General features: G+C 33.3%; 23 protein-coding genes and 1 other RNA gene. 4 read left to right on the forward strand and 20 right to left on the reverse strand.

The annotated features are described in order from the left end of the window. Positions 1–300 precede the first annotated feature (300 nt). Complete coding sequence (gene asnB / locus QTL86_RS12470; RefSeq protein ID WP_013656078.1) at positions 301–2133, forward strand: asparagine synthase (glutamine-hydrolyzing); 1833 nt, start codon at positions 301–303, stop codon at positions 2131–2133. Between the two features lie 103 nt (positions 2134–2236). On the opposite strand, the gene QTL86_RS12475 is transcribed toward asnB, so the two are convergent. The 17 genes from QTL86_RS12475 to dnaX all read right to left on the reverse strand — a co-directional run bounded on the left by QTL86_RS12475 (position 2237) and on the right by dnaX (position 19680). Beyond that, positions 2237–2653, reverse strand: coding sequence for an HIT family protein (locus QTL86_RS12475; protein WP_013656077.1), 417 nt, complete (start codon positions 2651–2653; stop codon positions 2237–2239). Between the two features lie 24 nt (positions 2654–2677). Continuing rightward, positions 2678–3832, reverse strand: a complete 1155-nt coding sequence (locus QTL86_RS12480; RefSeq protein ID WP_127065889.1) for an SCP2 sterol-binding domain-containing protein — start codon at positions 3830–3832, stop codon at positions 2678–2680. Positions 3833–4001: 169 nt separating this feature from the next. Further along, the gene (locus tag QTL86_RS12485; protein WP_127065888.1) at positions 4002–4700 is read right to left on the reverse strand and encodes a hypothetical protein; all 699 of its coding nucleotides are present in this window, start codon (positions 4698–4700) and stop codon (positions 4002–4004) included. Between the two features lie 380 nt (positions 4701–5080). Beyond that, on the reverse strand, positions 5081–5326 hold the full coding sequence (locus tag QTL86_RS12490) for a pro-sigmaK processing inhibitor BofA family protein (RefSeq protein ID WP_127065887.1): 246 nt from the start codon (positions 5324–5326) through the stop codon (positions 5081–5083). A gap of 66 nt (positions 5327–5392) precedes the next feature. Next, positions 5393–5611 carry a DUF2508 family protein gene (locus QTL86_RS12495; protein ID WP_127065886.1) on the reverse strand — a complete coding sequence of 73 codons (219 nt, stop codon included), beginning with the start codon at positions 5609–5611 and terminating at the stop codon, positions 5393–5395. Positions 5612–5713: 102 nt separating this feature from the next. Next, positions 5714–6874, reverse strand: coding sequence for a flagellin (locus QTL86_RS12500; protein WP_410494988.1), 1161 nt, complete (start codon positions 6872–6874; stop codon positions 5714–5716). Between the two features lie 22 nt (positions 6875–6896). Then, positions 6897–7334, reverse strand: coding sequence for a flagellar protein FliS (locus tag QTL86_RS12505; protein ID WP_127065885.1), 438 nt, complete (start codon positions 7332–7334; stop codon positions 6897–6899). Beyond that, entirely contained in the window at positions 7309–7461 is a 153-nt protein-coding gene (locus QTL86_RS12510) for a hypothetical protein (protein ID WP_190283538.1), read from the reverse strand. Before QTL86_RS12510 ends, QTL86_RS12505 begins: the two co-directional genes overlap by 26 nt. Positions 7462–7472: 11 nt before the next feature. Then, a complete protein-coding gene (locus QTL86_RS12515) occupies positions 7473–10286 on the reverse strand; it encodes a DUF6240 domain-containing protein (RefSeq protein WP_127065884.1) in 2814 nt (937 codons plus the stop codon). Between the two features lie 20 nt (positions 10287–10306). Beyond that, complete coding sequence (locus QTL86_RS12520; protein ID WP_410494989.1) at positions 10307–11485, reverse strand: ABC transporter permease; 1179 nt, start codon at positions 11483–11485, stop codon at positions 10307–10309. Beyond that, positions 11482–12708: an ABC transporter permease gene (locus QTL86_RS12525; RefSeq protein ID WP_410494990.1), complete on the reverse strand. Its 1227-nt coding sequence runs from the start codon at positions 12706–12708 to the stop codon at positions 11482–11484. The genes QTL86_RS12520 and QTL86_RS12525 overlap by 4 nt, the downstream gene beginning before the upstream one ends. Beyond that, positions 12705–13382, reverse strand: a complete 678-nt coding sequence (locus QTL86_RS12530; protein ID WP_127065881.1) for an ABC transporter ATP-binding protein — start codon at positions 13380–13382, stop codon at positions 12705–12707. Before QTL86_RS12530 ends, QTL86_RS12525 begins: the two co-directional genes overlap by 4 nt. Positions 13383–13520: 138 nt before the next feature. Continuing rightward, positions 13521–13982 carry a hypothetical protein gene (locus QTL86_RS12535; protein ID WP_127065880.1) on the reverse strand — a complete coding sequence of 154 codons (462 nt, stop codon included), beginning with the start codon at positions 13980–13982 and terminating at the stop codon, positions 13521–13523. 89 nt (positions 13983–14071) lie between these two features. Then, the gene (locus tag QTL86_RS12540; RefSeq protein WP_127065879.1) at positions 14072–16921 is read right to left on the reverse strand and encodes an EAL domain-containing protein; all 2850 of its coding nucleotides are present in this window, start codon (positions 16919–16921) and stop codon (positions 14072–14074) included. Positions 16922–17085: 164 nt separating this feature from the next. Further along, the gene (recR, locus tag QTL86_RS12545; protein ID WP_041713446.1) at positions 17086–17664 is read right to left on the reverse strand and encodes a recombination mediator RecR; all 579 of its coding nucleotides are present in this window, start codon (positions 17662–17664) and stop codon (positions 17086–17088) included. 23 nt (positions 17665–17687) lie between these two features. After that, positions 17688–18020: a YbaB/EbfC family nucleoid-associated protein gene (locus tag QTL86_RS12550; protein ID WP_013656062.1), complete on the reverse strand. Its 333-nt coding sequence runs from the start codon at positions 18018–18020 to the stop codon at positions 17688–17690. 46 nt (positions 18021–18066) lie between these two features. Continuing rightward, positions 18067–19680 carry a DNA polymerase III subunit gamma/tau gene (dnaX, locus tag QTL86_RS12555; RefSeq protein ID WP_127065878.1) on the reverse strand — a complete coding sequence of 538 codons (1614 nt, stop codon included), beginning with the start codon at positions 19678–19680 and terminating at the stop codon, positions 18067–18069. Positions 19681–19847: 167 nt separating this feature from the next. On the opposite strand from dnaX, the gene QTL86_RS12560 reads away from it, so the two are divergent. After that, a complete protein-coding gene (locus QTL86_RS12560; protein ID WP_127065877.1) occupies positions 19848–20471 on the forward strand; it encodes a manganese efflux pump in 624 nt (207 codons plus the stop codon). 271 nt (positions 20472–20742) lie between these two features. Beyond that, positions 20743–21660: an AraC family transcriptional regulator gene (locus tag QTL86_RS12565; RefSeq protein WP_127065876.1), complete on the forward strand. Its 918-nt coding sequence runs from the start codon at positions 20743–20745 to the stop codon at positions 21658–21660. Positions 21661–21750: 90 nt separating this feature from the next. Here the strand turns inward: QTL86_RS12565 and ffs are convergent. From ffs to tadA, 3 genes are all read right to left on the reverse strand, one after another. Further along, an RNA gene (gene ffs / locus QTL86_RS12570) (signal recognition particle sRNA large type) lies at positions 21751–22014 on the reverse strand. A gap of 81 nt (positions 22015–22095) precedes the next feature. Further along, positions 22096–22530 carry a hypothetical protein gene (locus QTL86_RS12575; protein WP_013656058.1) on the reverse strand — a complete coding sequence of 145 codons (435 nt, stop codon included), beginning with the start codon at positions 22528–22530 and terminating at the stop codon, positions 22096–22098. 18 nt (positions 22531–22548) lie between these two features. After that, positions 22549–23007 (reverse strand): tRNA adenosine(34) deaminase TadA, encoded by a 459-nt coding sequence (tadA, locus tag QTL86_RS12580; protein WP_127065875.1) that lies wholly within the window; start codon positions 23005–23007, stop codon positions 22549–22551. A 152-nt stretch (positions 23008–23159) separates the two neighbouring features. On the opposite strand from tadA, the gene QTL86_RS12585 reads away from it, so the two are divergent. Next, positions 23160–24599, forward strand: a complete 1440-nt coding sequence (locus QTL86_RS12585) for a spore germination protein (RefSeq protein ID WP_127065874.1) — start codon at positions 23160–23162, stop codon at positions 24597–24599. Positions 24600–24605 lie beyond the last annotated feature (6 nt).

The following is a 24605-nucleotide window of genomic DNA, read 5'->3' on the forward strand; positions in this document are numbered from 1 at the left end:
GCTCACAAGAACATCTTCCTATCTAGTAATCATCAGTGCTTACTATACTATATATGTTGCTTATGAGCCTTCTTTCATTTTTAGGGTGCCTCTGTTTTCTAGCGGGTACCTTTTATTTATTTTCCTATTATTTTAATAATACTTTTGATTATTTATGAAGTCAATAATTATCCCTTTTATTTATGGTTTATTATTTGATAATTCGGCAATACTTTATAAGAGAAAATAAGGGTAGCATTGCTTTTACATAGCAGATATGTTAAAGTCTTATGTGTACAAAAAGGAAAGGAGCCCTTACATATGTGTGGTTTTTGCGGCTTTGTAGATACAAATATTGAAAACAAAGAATTAGTACTCACAAATATGATGGATAGCATTGCCCATCGTGGTCCAGATAGCTCTGGAAAGTTTAGTGATGCGCATATTAATATGGGATTTAGACGGCTGAGTTTTCTAGACTTAGAAGCAGGTGCTCAACCTCTTTATAATGAAAACGAACGTTTTGTTCTTACATTTAATGGTGAGATTTATAACTATAAAGACATTAGAGAAAAGCTTATTGAAAAAGGACATGTTTTTAAAACTAATACTGACTCTGAAGTTTTAGTTCATGGTTATGAAGAATATGGTACAAGCCTTTTATCTCACCTTCGAGGTATGTTTGCCTTCGTTATTTGGGATAGAGAAGAAAATACACTTTTTGGTGCAAGAGATTTCTTCGGTATTAAACCTTTTTATTATACTCAAACTGAAGATGGCTTTATTTATGCTTCTGAAATCAAAGCAATATTACAACACCCTAGCGTAAAAAAAGAGCTTAATGAAGAAGCTTTGGAAACCTATTTGACTTTCCAATACTCAGCACTTCCAGAAACCTTCTTCAAAGGTATTTTCAAATTACCACCAGCTCACTATTTCGTTATTAAAAATGGTGAAATGACAACAACACGTTATTGGGAACCTATTTTTAATGAAACTGATGGTACTTTAGAAAACTATGTTGATGCCATTGATGCTCAAATGAAAGAGTCTATCGAAGCTCATAAAATTAGTGATGTAGAAGTAGGATCTTTCTTATCTAGTGGCGTAGATTCTAGTTATGTAGCTAGTTGCTTTGGCGGAGATCATACTTTTACAGTTGGTTTTGCTAATGAAAAGTATAATGAAATCAGTTATGCTGAAGAGCTTTCTAAGGAAATTCACATTCCTAATACGAATAAGGTTATTACACCAGAAGAATATTGGGATGTACTTCCTAAAGTTCAATACTTCATGGATGAACCTTTAGCTGACCCTGCTGCTGTTGCTTTATACTTTGTATGTCAATTAGCTAGCCAAACGGTTAAAGGTGTTCTTTCTGGAGAAGGTGCAGATGAATTTTTCGGTGGATACAATATCTATAAAGAACCTCTTGATTCTGCAAGCTATCGCAAGTTACCAAAAGGTCTCCGTAAATGTTTTGCAAGTATCGCCAAAGCCTTACCTTTTAACTTCAAAGGTAAAAACTTCTTGATTCGTGCAAGCAAGGATATTGAAGAACGCTTCCTTGGAAATGCTTATATGTTCTCAGAAGAAGAACGTAAAAAACTTCTTAAAGTAAAAACATCTGCTATTAATCCATTTGAAATGGTTAAGCCTATCTATGATAAAGTAAAAGATAAAGATGATATTACAAAAATGCAATATGTGGACATGCATATGTGGCTTGCAGGAGATATTCTCCTTAAAGCTGATAAAATGAGTATGGCTCACTCTTTAGAGGTGCGTGTACCATTCTTAGATCGCAAAGTATTTGAAGTTGCTTCTAAAGTACCTGTTAAATATCGTGTCAATAAAGAAAACACCAAATATGCTATGCGCTTAGCAGCTAAACGTAATTTACCACCAGCTGTTGCTAATAAAAAGAAACTTGGTTTCCCTGTTCCTATTCGCGTATGGCTTAAAGAAGATAAATATTATCATATTGTAAAAGAAGCCTTTACTTCTGAAGTAGCAAATAAGTACTTTAACACCAACGAATTAGCGGCCTTATTAGAAGGCCATAGAGCTGGTAAAGCTGATAATAGCCGTAAAATTTGGACTGTATTTATGTTTTTAACTTGGTACAATGTCTATTTTCAAAATGAAGCATAAAAAGGAGGGAATCCATTACATAGTGGATTCCCTCCTTTTTGCTTATTTTAACTCAAGCTCACATTAACATTATTTATTGGCATCCTCAAACTAAGCCACTTAGTTATTTAACTGCTTGAATGCATTTTAAAACTGCTTCTAATTCTTCTAAAGTTGTTGCACTATTAGCACTCTTGTTTAAAGTAATACCATCCCCTGCCTTCCTAGGCACTAGATGTAGATGGAAGTGATATACACTTTGTCCTGCTACCTCACCATTGTTTTGAACGATATTCATACCTTCTGCATCCACAGCTAGCTTGATTCTAGTAGCCATCTCTTTAGCTAAAGGATAAAGTGCCTGAGCTACTTCTTCTGGCAACTCAAATATATCTTTATAATGCTCCTTAGGTATAATGAGTGCATGTCCCGGTGCTGCTGGAAAACGATCCAAAATCACTTTAAACAACTTATCCTCATAAATTGTAAAGGATGGAATATCTCCTTTTATAATCTTACAAAAAATACAATCTTCTTTCATCACATATACCTCTTTCCCATAGGATTATAAAGTCTTAAACACCTGATCTAGTTTTGGTAAAATAGCAAAATTGCCTTTTACCTTTAACTTCCCTAGCATAAAAGCTTTTTGATAAGTAATCTTCTTAGTCAAAATTGACTGAAGCACTTCCTCACTTAAAATCATTTCAACAGTAGGACTTCCGTCTATTTCCTCTTTAAACCAACAGTCCCCATCCTTAATAATAATATAGCCTTCTTCCTCTATGTCTGTTATATGGTATCTTAATATTAAATCTAATTCTTTATCAAATTGCGCTATGAAATAGTGTGGAATCTGTTGTAAGCGTTTACTATTAGCATTGGCCCCTAAAAATTGAGGAGGTCTCGTATAAACACCTGTGCTAAATTCCTTAAATCCCTCTTCATCTACTTCTCTTTGAAGTAAATTAGCTATTTCTTTTATAGTCTGCTCTTTTGTAGATAAATTAATAATGTGCTCTGACTCATCTCTTTTTTCCACATCAGTATCAATCTCTGTGCTCACCTGTTTCTTATTAGCTTCTTCTCGTATTAAATCTGCAAAGCTTCTTATTTCTACTGGTTTTTCTTTCTCTATTTCAGTTGTTACCGACGGTTCTTCTTGAATAAGATGACTTAAATTTCCTTTCTTCATCCCATAAAAAATGAAGCGCTCACTCGATATAACATTCATACGTTCCTGTTTAACTAAACGATAAAAATCTTCTACCTCTCGTTCTAATCGCTCTTGCATCTGAGTCATATCCGTCTGTTTATTAAAAAATAATTTTCCACCATCTGTGCCTCCCAGAATATTCCAACACCTTAGCATCAAATTCGCAGCTTCTTGTTCACCTAACCATCCACTATAGGTAACAGCCAATAGTGGTTTATTAAAATGGTAATCTTCATATAATGTAGCCGAATCAAAAAAACTTTGCATTGCACCATGCATACTTAGCATAGGAACCATAGTCATCGCAATAACACCTTTACTCTCAGCAATAGTCTGCATTACCTTTTCTATTTCTTTGTTTTTCTTCCCATCAAAGTAGGGTAATTTATTAAGCTCTATCTTATGTACTTCAACATCTAACTCCTTTAAAACTTTCAGTATGATGTTTAAGCTATATATTAATGGTTCTGGGGTACACTGGGCAAGTAATAAGGTGATTTTCATAGTGCACTTCCTTTCTTTTGTATAAACAGCTTATTTTAAGGCCCATAATAAAGCTTCCAGCTCCTTATGAACCTTAGAAATATCCCTTGATATGTTTTTATTATACGCATATTAATATAGAGATTTCAATAAAATTATATGGTTTATATTATTCTCCAAAGGTAGTTCATCATAATACTAGAAATTCCTGTGCTTGTGGTAGATAATAAAATTTTAATTCTTCTACCTCCCAATAAACATAAAATAATTTACGTTTAATAACAGCATGTAGTATATCTCCTACTCGTAAATATTTATAAGTAGGATACTCTAGTAGCAGTTTATATGGTTTACTTTGTCCCAATTTATTTAAAATAACTTGTCCCCCTTCTTTGCATTCTTGAACTTCAAAAACGGCTTGTTCATACGTAGTAGCAATGTCTGTATAATTATTTTTTTTCTTCTTTTCTTTGTATTTGTCTAATGCAATAATAATAGGATTAACCGAGACAACTGGGTCTTTAGTCATTTTCAAAAGCATATTTTTGGCCTTATATACTCTCATATATTCTTGTCCATAGCTTTCCAAAATAGTAGGAGTCTCTACCTCCTCTTGTTTATTTCTTTTCTTTATATAATAATATATATCATGTATCGTATAAATAATCTGATAAGCTTCTACATCACTCAAATACTTTTTGTTACGAGGTAACCAATAGAGCAATAACTTATCGAGCATCTGCCTATCTAAATCTTCTTCTCGTATATCTAAACCACTATTAGTAATGTATTTACAAAAAATCTCAATTCCTGCTTTTTGGATATCATAGATATAAGAGTTTTTTTTAATATCTTGTACATATTCTTCAATACGTTCTAATAAATGCATATACTCCTCCATAGGTATAATCGTTATCATTCGTTGTTATAGTGTATACACATGCTATAGCTTTTATACCTATATCTGGAAATATGTTTTATTTAATTCAATTATATTTTGCAAAAAAAGAACTCTATAGTCACCTATAGAGCATAAAGGGATTGATATGTTATACTTACGTCAAATCAACTGGATATATTTTTTTCCACACCTATATCCACATTTATATTAACACATCTGTGAATAACTGTCAATATTTTATTCCTTATATTTACAAGCTTCTATAGTTAAAAAAATATATTATCCACATTATTAACATCTTTTCAGATTATTTTTCTACATGTGTTATCACCATATTTATTAAACTTATCCACAAATCATCAACACACCTATATCACCATTGATATAATATACATTGTAATAATCCCTGGAATTCCAAGTAGACTTGCAACGCCCATAGTTAACAGATTAATACCTATAGCATAAGTCGGTAATAATCCATTAATACAATAAATAATGATAAAACCTGCCACTCCATTAATAATAAAATTAAAAATCTGTTTTCCAAATAGTATCCATACTAAAATAGCAATACATATTCCTATACATATAAAAATCACTAAATCCCCATTCATTGACTTCCTCCATGTATGCTTCTAAGCTTGTATATTTTATTAATATGCCTATTTTATTAATTTAGACTATTTACGGTATAACGTTTTTAATTTTTTTATTAGGTAAGTATATTTGGCTTCTGTGGCCTTATAGGAATAGCTATAATAATCTACCAGATCTGGATCTACTACATTTTCAAATCCTTCTAAAGTTGCTGCTAATTCTTTTTGCACATCACAAATTTCCTTTTCTATAGCCTTATTTTCTTCATGTTGCACTTTTTTATTGTTATTATCCTTATTCATTAGGCACCTCCTTTATTTAAGTATGACCTAACGCCTATAGCCTTATACACACTCATAAAAATAAAAACCAGATTACTTTAAAGTGTAATCTGGTTTTTATTTTTATGAGTTAAGAAGTTGTAATACTTGTTGTGGTCGTTGATTAGCTTGTGCTAACATAGCTGTCGCTGCTTGAGAAATAACATTATATTGTGTGTAGTAAGCCATTTCCTCTGCCATATCCGCATCTTGTATACGTGATAACGACGATGTCATATTCTCTTCGCTCACCTGAAGATTTGCTGTAGTATGCTCTAACCTATTTTGATATGCGCCTAATCTACCTCTCATTAAAGATGTTTCCGTTATGGCTGCGTCTATTCTTGCTACCGGATTACTGGTATTATCAAATGTTAAAAAGCTTTGACTTACCTTTCCTAAACTACCACTTTTGATAGTAGTCATGGTTGTATCATCACCAATAGGTAATGAAGCCGCGCTTATTTGTTGTCCTGCTACATCATTACCAACTTTAAATATTAACTTTTCTCCTGCTTTTACTGTAACAGCCTCTGTTGTTCCATCCTGGGTAATATCAAAGTTTACATCTTCTTTTAGTTTAATACTTACGACACTACCAGCTTTTAATTTTATATCTCCTGAAGAAAAATCTACCACTTGTCCATCTATACTTACTTCACTGCCCGCTGGAATATTAAATGCTCCCGGTGAAGTTAACCCACTTTGTACTCTATCCATGCTAACACCCGTTAAATTGACTAATACATTGGCTAAATTAATACCATCTCCATTAATATCCATACATTGGTCTTTATTTGCTCCTATATGTAATGAAAACTTATCATAACTTCCATCCAAAAGGTTCATCTTATTAAATTGTGAACGTTGTTGCATAGATTCCATTTCTTCTATTAACTGATTAATCTCATTGATAGCTGACTCTTTATCTTCCGCACTATAAGTTCCATTTGAAGCTTGTACAGTAAGCTCTTTCATTCTTTGAAGCATACTATGCACTTCATTCAACGTTCCTTCAGCTGTTTGAATCATTGAGATACCATCCATCGCATTACGATTAGCTTGCTCTAATCCTTTTACTTGTGTACTCAATTTTTTAGAGATTGCCATTCCTGCTGCATCGTCAGCAGAACTATTAATTCGTAATCCTGAAGATAAACGTTCCATCACTTTAGCTGTTGTGTTATTAGCTTTTGATAAACTTGTTAAAGTTCTAATAGCTGACATATTGGTATTAATTTTCATTTTTCCACATCCTTTTATGTAATTATGCTTTAAATCCCCTGTTGGGCTGTTTCATACTTAACTCATTTAAATCATTAGGACCGTAGGTAAGCCCTGCATACACGACTTCTGCATTATCTATACATGGAGAGGATAGCTTTTCTTCTTGTGTCGCTTGCTTAAAACCCTCATAAATCTTACTTATAATCTTATATGCTTCTTCTATAGGTTCCGCAGTTTTTGCATTTACTAATAAACCTTGTACATAAACATAAATTCTAAATAATTCTTTTGATAGGTCGAATTCAAAATTAAGGTCTCCAACTAGCATTTGTATAATCTCAATAGATTTTTTTAATTTCTTTTCTCGTTCTTCCCCTGTATTTCCCTCTGCTGCTTTTATATTTTCTAGCAGTATTTCATAGGTAATACAAAGTAATTCTCCCCTTGAAGCATTAGCTATGGTAGATACTGTAATCATTATTTTCGCTCCTATCTGTCTCTTCAAAATAGCTGATAAATTGCTTTACTACATCTAATATATCGTCTTTTTTTCTAGTTTCCTTAGCCTGCTTTTCCTTATTCTTACTTATGTTAGACTGCTGCATAGCATCCTCCCCTATATCATTTCCTCAAAGTTGCTATCACCTCTTTTTAAAGGTATTGCACTCATCTTATCAGGCTCTACTTCCGTAGCATAAGCCGTATATTCTACGTTATATCCAATTTGTGTTAAGAGATTCATTAATGTTTCACCATGAGCTTCTAGTTTATTGGTAACACTTTCAGTTTCTCCCTCTACTTTATAACCTAGATGATCATCTTTTATTTCTATGTATGCTTTGACCATCCCAAGATTTTTTGTTTGATAGCTAATAATAGCTTTGGTATGTTGCCCTGATTCTACAGAGTGATGTGCATCCTTATGAACATAAAGATTAACTAATCTTTGCTCTCCATTGATCACAAACGGAATCTGATATAATCCTTCTTTATCTATTAATTGTCGTTGCAAATGACTTGCTTCCTCTAATTGCTTATACTGCTTATACTTAAGTAGGTCGCCTGACAAAGTGGCTACTTCTTGTTCTTTCTTTGCCGTTTCTTCTAATTTCAAAAGTTCATCTTCTATCTCATCTAAATGCTCTGGTAATTCGTCTTTTAACATACCTGCTTCATTCAGTAAATCTCCATACACCGTAGGTTCATGAGTTATTTTGTCCATCCAATAAATATTAGATAAGGTTAAAGGAACTTTTTGTTCTATCATCTTTTCAATAACCTCTGGTTCTACATTTTGTACAGCTTCTAATTTATCTAGAAAACTCTTTGGCAAGGTTGATAATCCTTCAAAACTTCCCACTTCTTTTTTAAATTGCTCTTTAATATAGGGATATAATAATGCGCTCATCTTACTTAGTTTATTGATATTACCTTCTGACACAGGTAGTTCCATTTCTTCTAATTGCTTAATAAGCTGAGCTGCTTTACTCGTTTGTTCACTCTGCTCATTGATTAAATTCTTGGCTGATTGTTTATTATATTGTAAATTCTCTAACTCCCCAAAATCATCATCGATATTTACTTCAATATGATTCTTGTCTTGTATGTAGCGGGTAGCCTCTTGTAATTTTTCTATAGTAAGCGGTAAATCATTTTTAAACAAGTATCCTATCACTTCTTCTTTATGCTTTGTTACACCTTGTAAAATACGATATAATCCAATCATTACTTCCTTTTGTTCACTATTTATTTGCTTTTGTTCTTGTAATGCTACAATTGTTTCTGCTGTACTTACCTTTAGACCTTCTAACTTTTCCTTACTCATCCATGTTAACAAAGTATCTACTGATGCATAATAAGGATTCATTCCTTCTTTAATAAAAGCTGCTGCTTGGATAGGTGTCATGTCTTCTAGAAAGGTAGTAAGTTTAGTAACAATACTTAACACTGAGGTTATATTCTCAGAACTTACTTCCATTCCATTTGTAATAAGTGCTTTTGCAGCCTGAATTGTTTCAGCTGTTACCTCTATATTTTGCCCTTCTAAAAGGCTTTCAATTTGGCCTTCTACTTTCTTAATAGTTTCTCCAAACCTTTTTTCTACTGGTGTTTCATTTTCACTATAAGCATTTAAAGCACTTTTTACCTCTGCTAAAACAGCTGTTTCTTGACTGTTTAATTCGATATGAATCGTCTCCATAGGATAACGTTTCATGTCTATAACAGTATCTAAAACTTCCGTAGTTGCTGTTATATTAGCTTCGTTTACTTCTAGGCCTACTTGGTTAAGTGCAGCAATCACTTTTTGTTCTTGTAACTGCTGAAGCTCTTTTGCAACAACACTCAGTTCTGCACTTTCTAACGGTAACTTTTCACTTATTTTCTGAGCTGCCTCTAAAGTAAGCTTTGCTCTAATTTGATTAATTTGATCTTTAATTTCAGTCACTGCTTGGTCCATATTAATGACTTCTTGATTCTGCATCGTTCCATCTGACAATACTGATTCAGCTTCTGCTGACTTAACATTTTGTACTTCTACAGCTGATGGTCTTGCTGCTTGCTGCTCCTTTAATATGGCTTCTGTGTTTTTATAAATACTTTCTCTTAAATTAGTAATATTAACGTCTTTACCCTCTTCAATAAGCTTTTCGATATGCTCATCTGTAACCATGCCTAAATCATCTGTAATACGATCTATCTGATAAGGCTCATATTGCACTGCATTGTCCTGGAGTAACTCACGATCTCCAGAAGCTTCCGCCTGAGGTTCCAAGGCAGCTACTGCTGCTTTCATATTTTGAAGCTTTAATACATCTTGCTTACTAACATCCATCCCACAACTCATTAGCGCCTTAGCTGCCCAAGTATTTCCTTCGTTATTAGGAAGTCCGTTCATTTGGAGCACACTAGCTATATCTGATTTACTAAAATTTGTGCTTACTTTCTTTAAATTTCCTTTAAAATTATTGGTATATAAATTATTAATAGTGATAGGTTCTTTACTTATTAAAGTATTTAAGTACATTGAATCGTTAGCTTGTTGAATAACACTGATTTTATCACTTACCTTTTTAGATTCGCTTTCCTGTTTCTTCGTATCTTCACTTTCTTCCTTGGACATATGACTATTTTCCAGTCCTCTATAAGCCTTTGAATCATCAATTAATAAAGATTCTAAATTAAATCCTCTTTTATGTAGTTCATAAATATCTTCTTCTCTTAAATCAAATTGATTCTTTAGTTGACTTAAAAGTTCATTATCTACTTGCTTTGTATCTTCTTCTGTATAAGTATAGCTTTTAATCTGCTCTATCACTTCTTGAAGATTAAAACGTTTAGGCTCTGATGATTTTTCATTATTCTCAACTACCCCCTGCATACCAATTGGGGTATAAGTGCTATAACCTAATTCCTTTATTCCTTGGATCATATATCCACCTCACCTTTGTGCTACTTATATAGTATGTCGTCACTAGAGCGCAAAATCTTTAATCTTGTAACTACATAGTAAATCAATGTACATACTATAGTCGCACTTACTAAACCTAGTAGATATGTTGTACCTCCTAAATAATAATAAGGCACCATCAAGTAAGACAAATATTTAAACCATGTTTGCATACTACTCATATCTACTACAATGGGACAAAATAAAATAGCTGCAATAATACAAATGGGAATCATCGAAAACCACAATTCACTACTAGAAACAAGCTCACTCACCAATAACACTAAGGCGGCCAAGCATAGAATATAAGCTATTAATAACCCTACTTCTTCTCCTAAATCTAAATAAATGATTTCTTTTCCACTTAGTTTAATAATAATAAGTGCTAGGATTCCTACTATCGTTTGTAATGAAATATGCGCACCAACAAGCGGTAAATCAGGATTCAACTTACCTTTTCCTATAGTGCAAAAGCGGCTATAAATTTTCCCTCTTCTGTCTTCAATTAATCTAACTCCCATGAGCAAACTACTCATCATTAAAAATATCGCCATCAACCCTTTCGCTATCCTTAATATACCTTCTCTTTTTTGCACAGTTGCACCAATGACCTTCGAGTCTCCTTGAACAAAAACAATTTGCATTAACTCGCCATCGGCATAATAATCTTCCACCTGCTGATGAATCCAATTTTTTAAATCTATCTCTACTTGCATATAAGATTTACCTTTTAATGTCATGTATGCAATATCTTCTGCCACAAGACGATATATCGTCGCTGTTACTACTTCTTGAAGGGGTCCTTGAGCCATAGTAGCCGGAGAAGTAATGACTGTTATTGCCTTTTCAAAACTCATATTCTCCTTTTGTTCATCAATAATAGGCTTAATAACAAATCCACATTCAACTTCATTAGTAGCTACAGCTTTTTCTAAAATCTCCACTGTATCATACTTTATAAAGTTAATCCCCTTGTCTTCCAGTAAAATATCCGAAATACGATTTCCTAAGATACTATCACTCCAAAGACCTGCTTTTAGGCTTCCTTCATCTATGTATGCTTTACCATAACTCACAATCAAACTCATTAAAATAGGTAAAATGATGAGTACTACCATATATGCTTTATCTCTTAAAAGTTCTTTTAATTTTAGTCTAAGGGCCACACAGTAAAATCTCATCCTCTCACCCCTCTTCTTCTAAGCATACCAATACCTACCATTAAGCATGCCGCAATCATTATGACTACTTTTATATATGCTATTGGCTCACATGCAACACCTACTAAAGGCTTTAACAGTTCTAACGCATAATCATTATACGTAAATCTCCCCATTTCATTAATTGCTTCTGGCAAATAGGCTGCTGGAATAATCCCTCCAGATAAAAATGTCATAACCGCTACAATGACAAATATAAATAAGCTATAAGCTTCTTTTCCTTTGAGCACCATACCTATTATCACACTTACACTTGCCAAACTAATAGCTCCTAATATAATGCCAAATAATCCTTGAATTGAAAAATGCCAATCGATTTCTAAACCAATCATCCTCGATAGCACAGCTACACTCCCCAGAATAATGCCGCCAGCTACTAAGTTAAATAAGCTTAAGCTAATTACTTTACTCACTATTAATTTTTCGGGGTTTAATCGAACCACACTATATCTCATTAAGTTTTCCTTCTTATTAAGAGGCTCTATAACCTCCATAATTAGTATTAAACTTAAAAGCATCATAGCTATAAAGCCTGATAAAATATAGTGTTCTAACGGTGCCATATTTTTGGTAGCTACTACTTCTTGTTCTTCAAACAACTGATGACGTCCTAACATTTCTTTAGCAAAAATAATATTAATTTCTTGCATTAATTTTTCAAAGCTAATACCATCATCTGTGCCAAAAGTTTCATAAGCATCTAAAGTTGTATAAATACCTACTTGAGCTGCAGATAGGAGTTTAGCTGCTGCTGAAATCAATTCATCTGCTACTATGCTTTCTAATAAAGTACCATCTTTTTTCTCAATCGTGAGGGGTGTATTCACCCCATTCATAATATCCTCTACAAAATGCTCTGGAATAGTAATAATGGCGGTTACTTGGCCTCGTGATAACTTCTCTTTAGCTTCTTCTTTAGGTAACACTTCAATATCGCACAGCTTTGTGACAGTCTCCATTTGATTAACTGTATCAATAATCATATCCGTCCACTTAGAAGCTTCTAAATCTACAATAGCCAATGTAAAGGGCTGCACATTTTTATTAGCATAAAGTATCTGACTTCCTGCCATGCCAATTGCTAAACATAAAATAGACATTTGCATAGCAAAAAACAATAACTTTTTATAGTGTACTGCTAATACCTTAAGGTCTGTTTTTATACTAATCCTTAACTGTCTCATGCTAGTAACCTATATACCATTTCATCGAAAGTACTACACTCTTTATTCTCTGTTCTTAATTCAGCTAACTTAGCTTCTTTAATAATGGTCCCCTCTTTTAAAATACAAACTCTGTCACAAAGTCGTTCTATCTCATCTCCAGAGTGACTGGTGTAAATAATCGTTTTTCCTTTTTGTTTAAGCTCCAATAAGTAATCAATTACCTCATTTTTATAAATTATGTCTAAAGCACTACAAGGTTCATCTAAAACGATATACTGAGGATCATCTATTAGTGCAATTCCTATATTTACACGTTTCTTCATTCCACCTGATAAATGCTTTACCTTTTCTTTTAACATATCTTCTAGACCTAATACTTCTTTAAAATAAGCTGTATGCAAGATTTCATTTATATGCTTATTGTGAGCTGCAGCCCAAAACTCCAAATTATCTTTTACTGTTAATTCTTCCATTAATGCATTATCTTGTGGTACATAGCCAATTTTCCCTTGAATAGATCTTTCTCCATTAGTTGGTTTGAGTGCACCTACCATAATAGATAATAAAGTAGATTTCCCTGAACCATTAGGTCCTATAATGCCCAAACACTCGCCTTCTTCTATCTTTAAATCTACTCCCTTTAAGACTTGCTTCTTACCATAATTCTTTTTTATACCTTTCATCTTCAACATACGTTTCCCCACCTTTAATCATTTTACAAAAAAGGCTGTTGCATTACCTATGCATCAGCCCTCCTATAACCTATTTTGATTTACTGAAAAGAATATATTATATCAAGTACGCTAAGCTTAATTAATACCTTGCCAACTTTATGAATTAGCATTATTTTCATTCCATGTTATTACTTTTAAATTCATGATGCCATTAGCCTCTATCTCTTCTTCATATTTATCTTCTAACTTAAGTTGCATTTCTTTTAAAGCAGCTTTAGTGATATCTTGATCTACATCCCCTGCATAATTAAGTGCATCACGACGTGCAAGTCTCATAATAAGTTCTTCCCAAAATACACGTGTTTCATATTCGTCTATATATCCATTAAAATCTTCATCTTCATATTCACGAGTTGGTATATATTCGCTGTACTCTTCATCGTACTCTGCAATATTTTCTAATCCATATTCTTTAGCCTTAGATAAAAAGAATTGTTCCATATTGGCATATTCCTCAATTTTTTCTTCTTGACTTCTCATACTGTTAATAAGAATATTCCCAGCATATACCATATCTAAAAGCACCTTGAATTCTTCTTTTGTGCATTCAATTTTCATTTTTATTTCCTCCAACTTTTCTTGCTAAATATTATTCTTCTAGTCTACAAAAGTTATTAGCTGTTGTCTAGCCTAAATACCCTCATCTATCAGGCATACTTCTCCTCCTGTAACCTTTCCTCTAATTGATTTGGCATCAGTGGTTTACTAAAGAAATAGCCTTGTATAAAATCACAACCTTTTTCTTTTAAAATAGATAACTGCTCTTCACTTTCTACTCCTTCTGCTACTACGAGAATATCAAGTGTGTGTGCCATTCCAATAATACTATCAACTATTTCAGATAAAACTCTGCTTGTTGTGATTTCATCTATAAACGATTTATCAATCTTTAAAATATCTAGTGGAATGCTACGCAAATAATTAAGGGACGAATAGCCTGTTCCAAAGTCATCTAGCGCTAATTTAATTCCCATCTTCTTAATCTCACGGAATAAGTTTATACTTTTTTCCACATTTTCCATAAAAACAGATTCTGTCACTTCTAACTTAATAAATTCAGGTGGAATTTTAGCATTTTGTACCATCAACTTAAGTTTATCAATAAAATTTCTATCCTTCATTTGTAATGAAGATACATTAATGGTTATACTTAAGCTTTCATATCCAACTAATCTATAATAACTTAATTCTCTTAAAGCATTTTCTATAACCCAATCACCTGTGGGAATAATAAGTCCCGTTTCTTCTGCAACAGGAATAAACTCACCTGGTGATATAAAACCTAACTCATCATCCTTTAACCTTAATAAGGCTTCTGCCGCCACTGTTTTTCCAGTCTTAAGCTCTATTATAGGCTGGTATTGTAAATAAAGCGTATTCTTTCCTATCGCTTCTCTAAGAGCACCTTCTACTAAAAGCTTTCTATCCAATGACTTTGACATATCTGGAGCATAGAAGCTATAGCTGTTTTTACCATTATCTTTCGCTTTATACATGGCTGTATCTGCATTTTTAAGAAGTATATCCCCGCTTGTCCCATCTAACGGATACAAAGCAATACCGATACTACATGTAATGTGAATATCTTTTCCATCAATACGAATTGGATCTTGAAATATATTAAGAATAGAATATACCATTTCCTGAATTTCACCTAAGTCAGAAACACTGGTTTTAAAGATAACGAACTCATCTCCTCCAAAACGACTTATGAAAGAATCTTGTGGAATAATATGTCTAAGTACTTTCGCTACGTAATTTAGCAGTTTGTCTCCCATCTCATGGCCTAATGTGTCATTAATTTTCTTGAAATCATCAAGATCTATAAATAAGAGAGCTGCATCTTTAATAGCTTCACCAGGTGAGAGCCACGTCTCTAAACTCTCCATAAAGGTCTGCTTATTTAAGCATCCTGTTAAAACATCAAAAAATGCTAATTTTCTAACACGCTCCTCATTAGCCTTATTATCTGTAATATCCGTTAATATACCAATCAACTTATCTAATTTGCCATTTTCACTTCGAACAACATGTCCTTTACATAATAGCCACCTATGTTCATTCTTCATATAAAGTTCTTGACTAAAACTATCGGTCCTTCCTTCTATACACCCTTTCAGCACTAACATAAATACTTCTATATGATGAGGCTCTAACGTATTCTTAATAACATTAAAAATTTTAATGTTATTACTACTATACCCCACTAATTCTTCCCACTTCTCTGTAGCAAAAAAAGTCTTGGTTTTAACATTATACTCCCAAATCACTTCTTCAATGGCATTTAGGGTCGTTTTATATCGTTTCTCGCTAATCAGAAGCGCTTCTTTACTCCTTGTTAATTCCTCAATGTTATTTTTCAATTCGGCTTGAGTGGCAGATAATTCTTCACATACATGATTCAAATCACTATGACTTTCTCCTAGACTTTTTAGCATTTGATTATAATGCTTCGAAAGAACACCAATTTCATCATTGCCTGCATAAGAACAAATCTGACCAAAATCACCATCTGACGCATGACTTATTATTGTAGTGAGTTGATCTATTGGCCTTGTAATCTTCTTAGAAATCTGCATACTTGCTATACTTACGATAATAACAAGTACAATAATACTCATAATAATGAGTAAAAATTCTATTACTGCTTGTTTTTCTATCTCTTTTACGTTTTGAACAACACAGATAATCCAATCTATATCTCCTACAATATAAAAAGAACCATATTTTTCTTGTCCTTTATATGTATAAACACCTGCACCATGATTTTCTTCTTTATCATAAGCCTCTTTAATCATCTGCCTCATCCCATCACTCACTAAAGCCTCCCCTTCTTTAATAATATCCGGGTGAGCAATAAAATTTAGCTTTTCATCCAATATGTAAGCATAGCCTGTTTGTTCAATTTTAATATTCTTACTAAAATCACTAAACCAATTATTAAATATAACTTGGCACACTGCTCCGATAACTTCATCGTATTCATTTTTTACCGGTACAGTGATATTAATAACCTTACCACTTTCCGTATTAGAAAATAAAATGTCCGAAAAAACAGTTTCGCCTTCTAATACGTTTTCGTACATCTCCTGATCTTTTAAAGTAATCTGTTCCGATTGCTCATTACTATCAATAAAGATGTTTCCCTCTTTATCAATCAAAAAAGCCTCATATATATCTTCATTTGTACATACTTGTTTCAAAAGTTCTTTAGCCTTCTCTACCTTCAAGCTACTCATCCTAGTAGCGTTACTTTCTTTTTCATTTAATGCATCTATAATACGCTCATCTGTGGCTAATACTTGTACACGGTACTCTTTAGCTTTTATTAATGCCTCTAAAGCTCTTCCTTCAGAAGTAGCTAATTGTTTAATATTATTTTCACTTCTCCTAATCAGATTATTAGCCGAATATAGATAGATAACAACAGCTAAAATAAGTAGCGGCACACAAATTAAACTTATCATTATTAAAGGTAATTTTTTCTTAATTTGCATCAGACCACTCCTTACACTATTTTTTATAGTATAACATACAGAAAAGTAATATAAAATGAAAAATACATTTTATTAAAATATTCTAACTTAAAAACACCTTATTTATTTAGTTAATTAAATGCAAAAAGAGATTATTAAGTTTTCTCCTTAATAATCTCTTTTCACTACATTTCACGTCTACCTTCTAACGCTCTGGTAAGTGTAATTTCATCTACATACTCCAAATCTCCACCTACTGGTACACCATGAGCTATACGGGTAATTTTTATACCAAGGGGCTTTAATAACTTACTAATATACATAGCTGTTGCCTCGCCCTCAATATTAGGATTAGTGGCAATAATCACTTCTTCGATGGCTTCCTTTTGGATACGCTCTAAAAGCTCTTTAATCTTGATATCACTAGGACCTACTCCCATCATAGGCGAAATAGCACCATGTAGTATATGATACAGTCCTTTAAATTCCTTCGTTTTTTCATAAGCTGCCATATCTCTCGGGTCTTCTACCACCATAATTTGACCATTAGCCCTATTAGAATCCTTACAAATAGGACAAAGCTTATCATCTGTAATCGTACAGCATTTCTCACAATAGTTAATATGCTTTTTAGCAGCTACTAAAGTATTTGCTAAATGTTCAACTTTTTCTACAGGCATACTAATAATATGAAAAGCCAAACGTTGAGCAGATTTACTTCCTATTCCCGGCAATCTTGATAACTCTTCTATAAGAGCTACCATCTTATCTCCATAATAGCCAGCCACTAGAATAATCCTCCAGTTGGTAAACCTCCTGTAAGTTTGCCCATTTCTTTTTGACTAAGTTCATCTGCCTGACGAACAGCTTCATTTACTGCAACAAGTACTAAGTCTTCTAATGTTTCTACATCATCTGGATCTACTACATCTGGGTTAATTTTTATAGATTTGATTTCTTTTTTACCAGTAATCACAACTTCTACCATACCACCACCTGCTGTTGCAGTAAGTTCTTTGGTTTCAAGAGCAGCTTGTGCTTCTTCCATTTGTTTTTGCATTTTTTGTGCTTGTTTCATAAGTTGTTGCATATTAGGCATACCGCCACCAAAATTTTTCATTCTTTCTTCCTCCTAAATAACACTATATTATGGTATCTATTTTACCTTATTTAACTTCAATATTAAAGTTTATTTTTGATTGTACGTTTCTTAACACCTTGGAAATATCTTGAACCTCTTCTGAAAGCTTAGGGCTAGAACCATATGTTTCAATAGATTTATTAGCATAATCATCGGCTGATATAGTTCTTACTTTCACTTCTTTACCTGCCACTTGATTAATAGCCTCTTTAATTTCATCCAGATACTTATTGACCCCAGCTTCCATTCCTTTGCGATATACAATATAAAGGAGGTCACCTTCTATATAGCCAGCTTCAGCTGTAGCATAAACCGTTCTAGCTGCTGATGTAGTCCCTAGCTTACTTACAATTTGAGGCCACTTATCTCTTAAACTCTTCACCTCTTCTGGAACAGCTTCTGGTAGTTTATGTGGCACTATCTCTTTTTTAGGAGCTGCTTGTACCACTTGTACTGGAGACGCTACCGAAAGACCTTCTTGCATTAATTTCTCTAATTTTTCTTCAAGTAATTGTACTTTTGTCATCATTCCTTCTGGAGAGCTATCCATCTGTACTTCACTCAGTTTAAGAAGTGCCACTTCTAATAAAATCCTAGGAGATACTGACGTACGCATTTCATACTCTAATCCACTTAAATGCTTCATATAGCGCATGAGTTCATTAGTACTTATATCACTCGCTTGCTTTTTAAGTGCCTCAATATACTCTAAGCTATAATCCAGTACTTCTACTCCACCCTTAGTTGTTTTGGCAACTAAAAGGTTACGGCTATGCTCTAGTAAATCACTTACAAACTGCCTCATACTTCTGCCTTGTCTATTAACCTCTTCACAAAGTTCTAAAACCTTTGTAGCGTCTTTACCTGCAATAGCATCAATCATTTCAAACAGTATATTACTATCTACAGCTCCAACTAGATATAATACTTTATCTAACGTAATTGTTTCACCAAAATAAAATGAAATACTTTGCTCTAAAATACTAAGTGCATCACGCATACCACCATCAGCCAACCTTGCAATATAAGCCAGTGCTTTTTCCTCTATGTCAATTTTCTCTGTTTGCATATAGCTAATAAGTGTTTCTTCAATTTCTTTAGCTGAAATACGTTTAAAATCAAAACGTTGACATCTAGATAAAATAGTAACCGGAATTTTTTGTGGATCAGTTGTTGCTAAGATAAAAATGACATGAGCTGGAGGTTCTTCTAATGTCTTTAAGAGAGCATTAAAAGCACCTGTAGAGAGCATATGTACCTCATCAATAATATATACTTTATACTTGCCCACAGCTGGTGTATATTTAACCTCTTCATTAATTTCACGAATATTATCTACACCATTATGTGAAGCCGCATCTATTTCTATAATATTAATACCTGCACCATCACTTATCCTCTTACAAGTTTCACATTTACCACAAGCAGAACCATTCACTGGCTCCTCACAGTTAACTGCCCTAGCAAAAATTTTAGCAATAGAGGTTTTTCCCGTCCCTCTACTTCCTGAAAACAGATAAGCATGAGCCACACGATGTGAATTTATTTGGTTTTTAAGTGTACGCACAATATGCCCCTGTCCTACTACGTCATCAAAAATATAGGGTCTGTACTTCCTATATAAAGCTAAGTAACTCATGTTTTCTCCTTTCTTTATTGACTACCAAATTTTCATTATGTCTTATTATACCACAATTTAAAGTGTTCTAATACAAGAAGTAGCTTTTTAACCACGGAGCCAAGTTCCTTTTTTTACCATTTACCATAATATATATAGTATCACTTTAATGATTGAGGTTGTTTACTATGTTAGAATCTGCTTTACTTGTTACTTCACTTTGCATAGATGCCTGCATTGCTAGTTTTGCTTATGGTACCAATAAAATTAAAATTCCAGTCCTTTCTGGTTTGATCCTCACAGGAATTTCTACCCTATTTCTAATTATCTCTATCAGTCTTGGCTCTATTATTAAAGGGTTCATTCCTGCAAACTTAACTAGTTTCATTTGCTTTGGCATTTTATTTATTTTAGGTTTTATGCGACTTTTCGAAGGTCTACTCAAGCAATATTTAAATAAAAAAGCAATTTCACCAGGAAATATCGAGCTTACCCTTCTTAATTTCAAATTAGTACTTAACGTTTATGCAGACTCAACTCTTGCCGATATTGACCATTCTCAAACATTAAACGCTAAAGAAGCTCTTTACCTGGGTATTGCTCTTTCCCTAGATAGCTTAGTGGTAGGTTTTGGTGTAGCCTTAGCCTCTATTAACCTTTTACAAATTATAGTTCTATCAGTCCTTTTTAACTCAGCAGCCATTATACTAGGTGGAATTTTAGGACGTAAATGCGCAGAAAAACTTAGCATAGATCTTTCTTGGCTAGGTGGCGCTACACTTATCTTACTTGCGTTATTAAAAATTTTTTAATCATTATCTCTTAAGGAGTACTACTATTTTTGTAGTAGCGCTCCTTTTTAGTAGCTGTGGAACACTTAACTTCTATAAAGGAATATGAACATTAGATCTTCTTTTTATTCATATGTTAAATAAATATTCATACTGAATTTTTAATGAAATATTATATCCATCCTATAATCTATTATTAAACACCTGTATTGCTAGATTAAATAAATTGTGATATATTTTATTTAATCAAAATATGTATATTTTATGATATTAATTTAACGGAGGTACTCCTGTGAGTTTTTTAGATAGTATTTCCCCTAATCACACTTCTAGCAATTTTAATATAATATCTCTGAATATTAACACACATTTATTAGGTTGCTGCAATAGATTAAGCGTAGTTATTATTGAAAAAGGCATTGGATCAGTCTTGATTAATGAACAAGTCGTTTCTATAACTAGTCCCATGATTATCTGTTTAAATGAAACTGAAAGGCTTCATTTTACCTCTGCCTCAAATCTTATTGGTAAAGTAATTTCATTTCATCCGAATGCTATTAAAGATTACTTTACACTAGAAAATATTAGAACGTTAGATCATTCCTTCTCTGTAGAAGATATTAGATATATTATGAGTTTATCTATTTTCTTTAAAAGGTCTAAAAATTATACTGGGCACCTCTCAACTTCTGAACCAGTTTTAAAACATTTGAATAAATTGTTAGAAACTATTTCAGCTACTGCAGAGCAACCCGTCCTTTTATCACTACGATTATCGGAATTCTTAACTTATATTGAACGTTTGGTAAAAACATATTCGATTTTATCGGAATCACTTATTGCTGAAACTTCTTTTGAAGTTAAAGATGTTCTTTTATATCTACATAATAATTATAAACAAAAGATTACCATCCCCGATTTAAGCAGATATTTCCATGTCAATCGCACTACTCTTAGCGATCGTTTTTTCGAGGCTACTGGTGAAACTATCATTACCTACTTAAACAAGCATCGCATTAATCTTTCTGCCATTTTGCTTAGAGAGTCAACACTATCCATCTCGGATATCGCAGATGAGGTTGGATTTAATGATACTGCTTATTTTGCTAAATTGTTTAGAAAGTATATGCATCATACGCCTTCTGGATACAGACAGAGATATTATGCTCTTTCACAATTACATAAGGTTGACGAAAAAGCTGAGTTTTAGGACTAAAACTCAGCTTTTTCTTTATTTTGCATACAAAAAAAAGACTAAGCTCTTTTGCTTAATCCTCTTACTTCATATTTATAATTGAATCCGTGCACTTCGCTTCGACAAAAAGCCATATACGTTACCTTAACAGTTAACTCAGACTAGGCAACCTCACGGCACATAAGCGATCTTACTTAGTGCTGCTTCCTTCCGGACCTGACACGGTTCATAAGTGCTTATTGCGTAAGACCCAATCCTCATCGCCACTTATTAAGGGCAGACTATACAAATTCCTGCCTCAGACGAAGCATCACCCTTGCTATAGCGGGTTGCAAGTACAGGGCACCGCTACCTCCCCGGCTAGCACGGAAATTTTTTGACAAGTATCTGTCACAGGTATTAGTATACCTTCTTTCATGCTATATGTCAACGTCTCTCTTTTTCATTTTCTTAAGCTAAAGCTGCTTTTATTTTCTCATAATGTTTTTCTGATACATTTTTCATTACTTGAACAATAGCTCCCATAATTAAACCTGCATTAAAGTGTGCTTCATCAGCAGGGAAAAACATAGATACAACAACACATTGATCCTTTGTTAATACATATTTTACGGTTGGTAATTCTAAATTGCATTCATTTAAGCAGTCAAGAATTGCTGCGTTTCTTTCCTCAGGTATTTCATTCATGAGTAATGATTGCACACCTAAGTAGACTGTATCATTAATAGTAATAACTACTTGTTTTTTATCTTCTCCCATCGGATAAATACTTCTAAAGAAAATAGTATCATCTTTTTCTTCTTCCTTAAACATATTAACTGTTTGTGTTTCAATCATAAAATCTCTAAGCATTCTTGCTTTCTTGTGTCTTGGATTTGCTGCCATAATTCCCCTCCGATAATTTTATTTTTTTTGTCTCATCTGCTTAAAATAGTTTTTTAGTAACTGACTTGCTTCTTCTTCACAAACACCTTCTACTACTTCACAACGATGATTGAGCTCATCCATCTGCAATATATTTAATACAGAGCCGCCAAAGCCAGCTTTAGGACTACGTGCCCCAAAAACCACTCTAGGCAGCCTAGCTTGTACAATAGCACCGCTACACATAGGACAAGGCTCTAAAGTAATGTAAATAGTACACTCTTCAAGTCTCCAATCCTTTATATGCTTACAAGCCTCATTAATAGCCATTACTTCTGCATGAGCTAAGGCATTTTTATCTGTATTTCTTCTATTATGCCCTCTCCCTATAACCTGCTCCTTGTAAACAATAACAGCTCCTATAGGTGCTTCATCTAGGGTAAATGCCTTTTCAGCTTCTATTAATGCTTGTTTCATAAACTCAATATCTTTTTCCATAGTATCTCCTCTTCTAAAAACCATTTTCAATGATCTCTAGGTACTTTAAATTATATATTTAATTTGCTATTGTTTCCATAGTTATTTTCAACAAGTATAATTTTTTGTATTATGTTACATCCTACTTTATATCATAGACAGGTGGTGACCCCATGATTTTATCAACTGACTTAGAAAAAAACATACAAATGTTTCGTGAATCTCTACCTTTAGGAGAAAGCTTTGATGTCTTAGAACGCAAAATTACTGTTCACGAAACTACTTTTTATCTGTACTATTTAGATGGTTTTGCAAAGGATACTAACTTAGAATATGTTCGTCGTGATATGACTAATCTCTCTGCTGAAACCTTCAAAACTATTCAGTCTGCCAAAGAGCTTTCTGAAAAGGCAATTAGTTCTATCGAGGTATCTACTGATAACAATATAGATAATCTTATCATTGCTGTTCTTTCCGGGCAAACTGTTTTACTCGGTCCCCATTATGCAGAAGGCCTCATTATTGACCTTCGTACTTATCCTGCCCGCGGTACTGAAGAACCTGCTAAAGAAAAAGTATTACGAGGCTCTCATGATGGGTTTGTTGAAACATTAATATCTAACACAGCTTTAATCCGTAGACGCATCCGTGACCCTCATTTGGTCTTCGAAATGGAAAATATAGGTGATGTATCTAGAACAGATGTTGTTGTTGGTTACATGCGTAATAAAGTGGACAAAAAAACGCTTTATAAAATCAAACAAACTATTAAAACACTTAATGTTGATGCTTTAACTATGGGTGATCAAAGTCTAGTAGAATCTGTACATTCTTACTCTTGGTTTAATCCTTTTCCTAAAGTTCGTTACACAGAAAGGCCTGATGTAGCCGCTGCTCACCTCATGGAAGGAAAGGTAATTATTCTTGTTGACAATACACCTACCGCACTTATTTTACCAACCAATATATTTGATTTCATGCAATCTGTGGATGATTATTATTTACCGGTTCTAACTGGTAATTATTTAAGGCTTATTAGGTATCTTGTATTTATTACTAATCTTCTTATTAGCCCCCTCTTCGTTCTCCTAACAGACAATCCAGGATGGATACAAGGTAGGGCTGCTGAATTCTTATTGCCTGATGTACCTTATGTGATTCCTATTTTCCTTCAATTTGTCATATTAGAAATCGCACTAGATGGACTTAATCTAGCTTCACTTAATACACCGAGTGCTTTGGGCACCTCTTTATCTATTATTGGCGGACTTATTTTAGGTGACTTTGCTGTAGATACTGGTTGGTTTATCCCGCATACTATTTTATATACAGCCGTTATCGCGCTTTCTAGCTTTACCCAAACAAGTATAGAACTTACCTATGCTTTTAAGTTTTCCAGATTACTACTTATTATTTTAACAGGATTGCTAGGTACTACTGGTTTCATCATTGCTTTAGTTATTATTATTACAGTCATTGCATGTACGAAAACCTTTACTAATGAGCCCTACCTATATCCTCTCATTCCTTTTAACGGGAATGCTCTTTACCACTTACTTTTTAGAACTAGAATCTGTACCAAACAATCCATTGGTAATAAGAAAACAAATTAATTAGCA

This window comes from Cellulosilyticum sp. ST5, from assembly GCF_046529625.1.
Taxonomy (GTDB): domain Bacteria; phylum Bacillota; class Clostridia; order Lachnospirales; family Cellulosilyticaceae; genus Cellulosilyticum; species Cellulosilyticum lentocellum.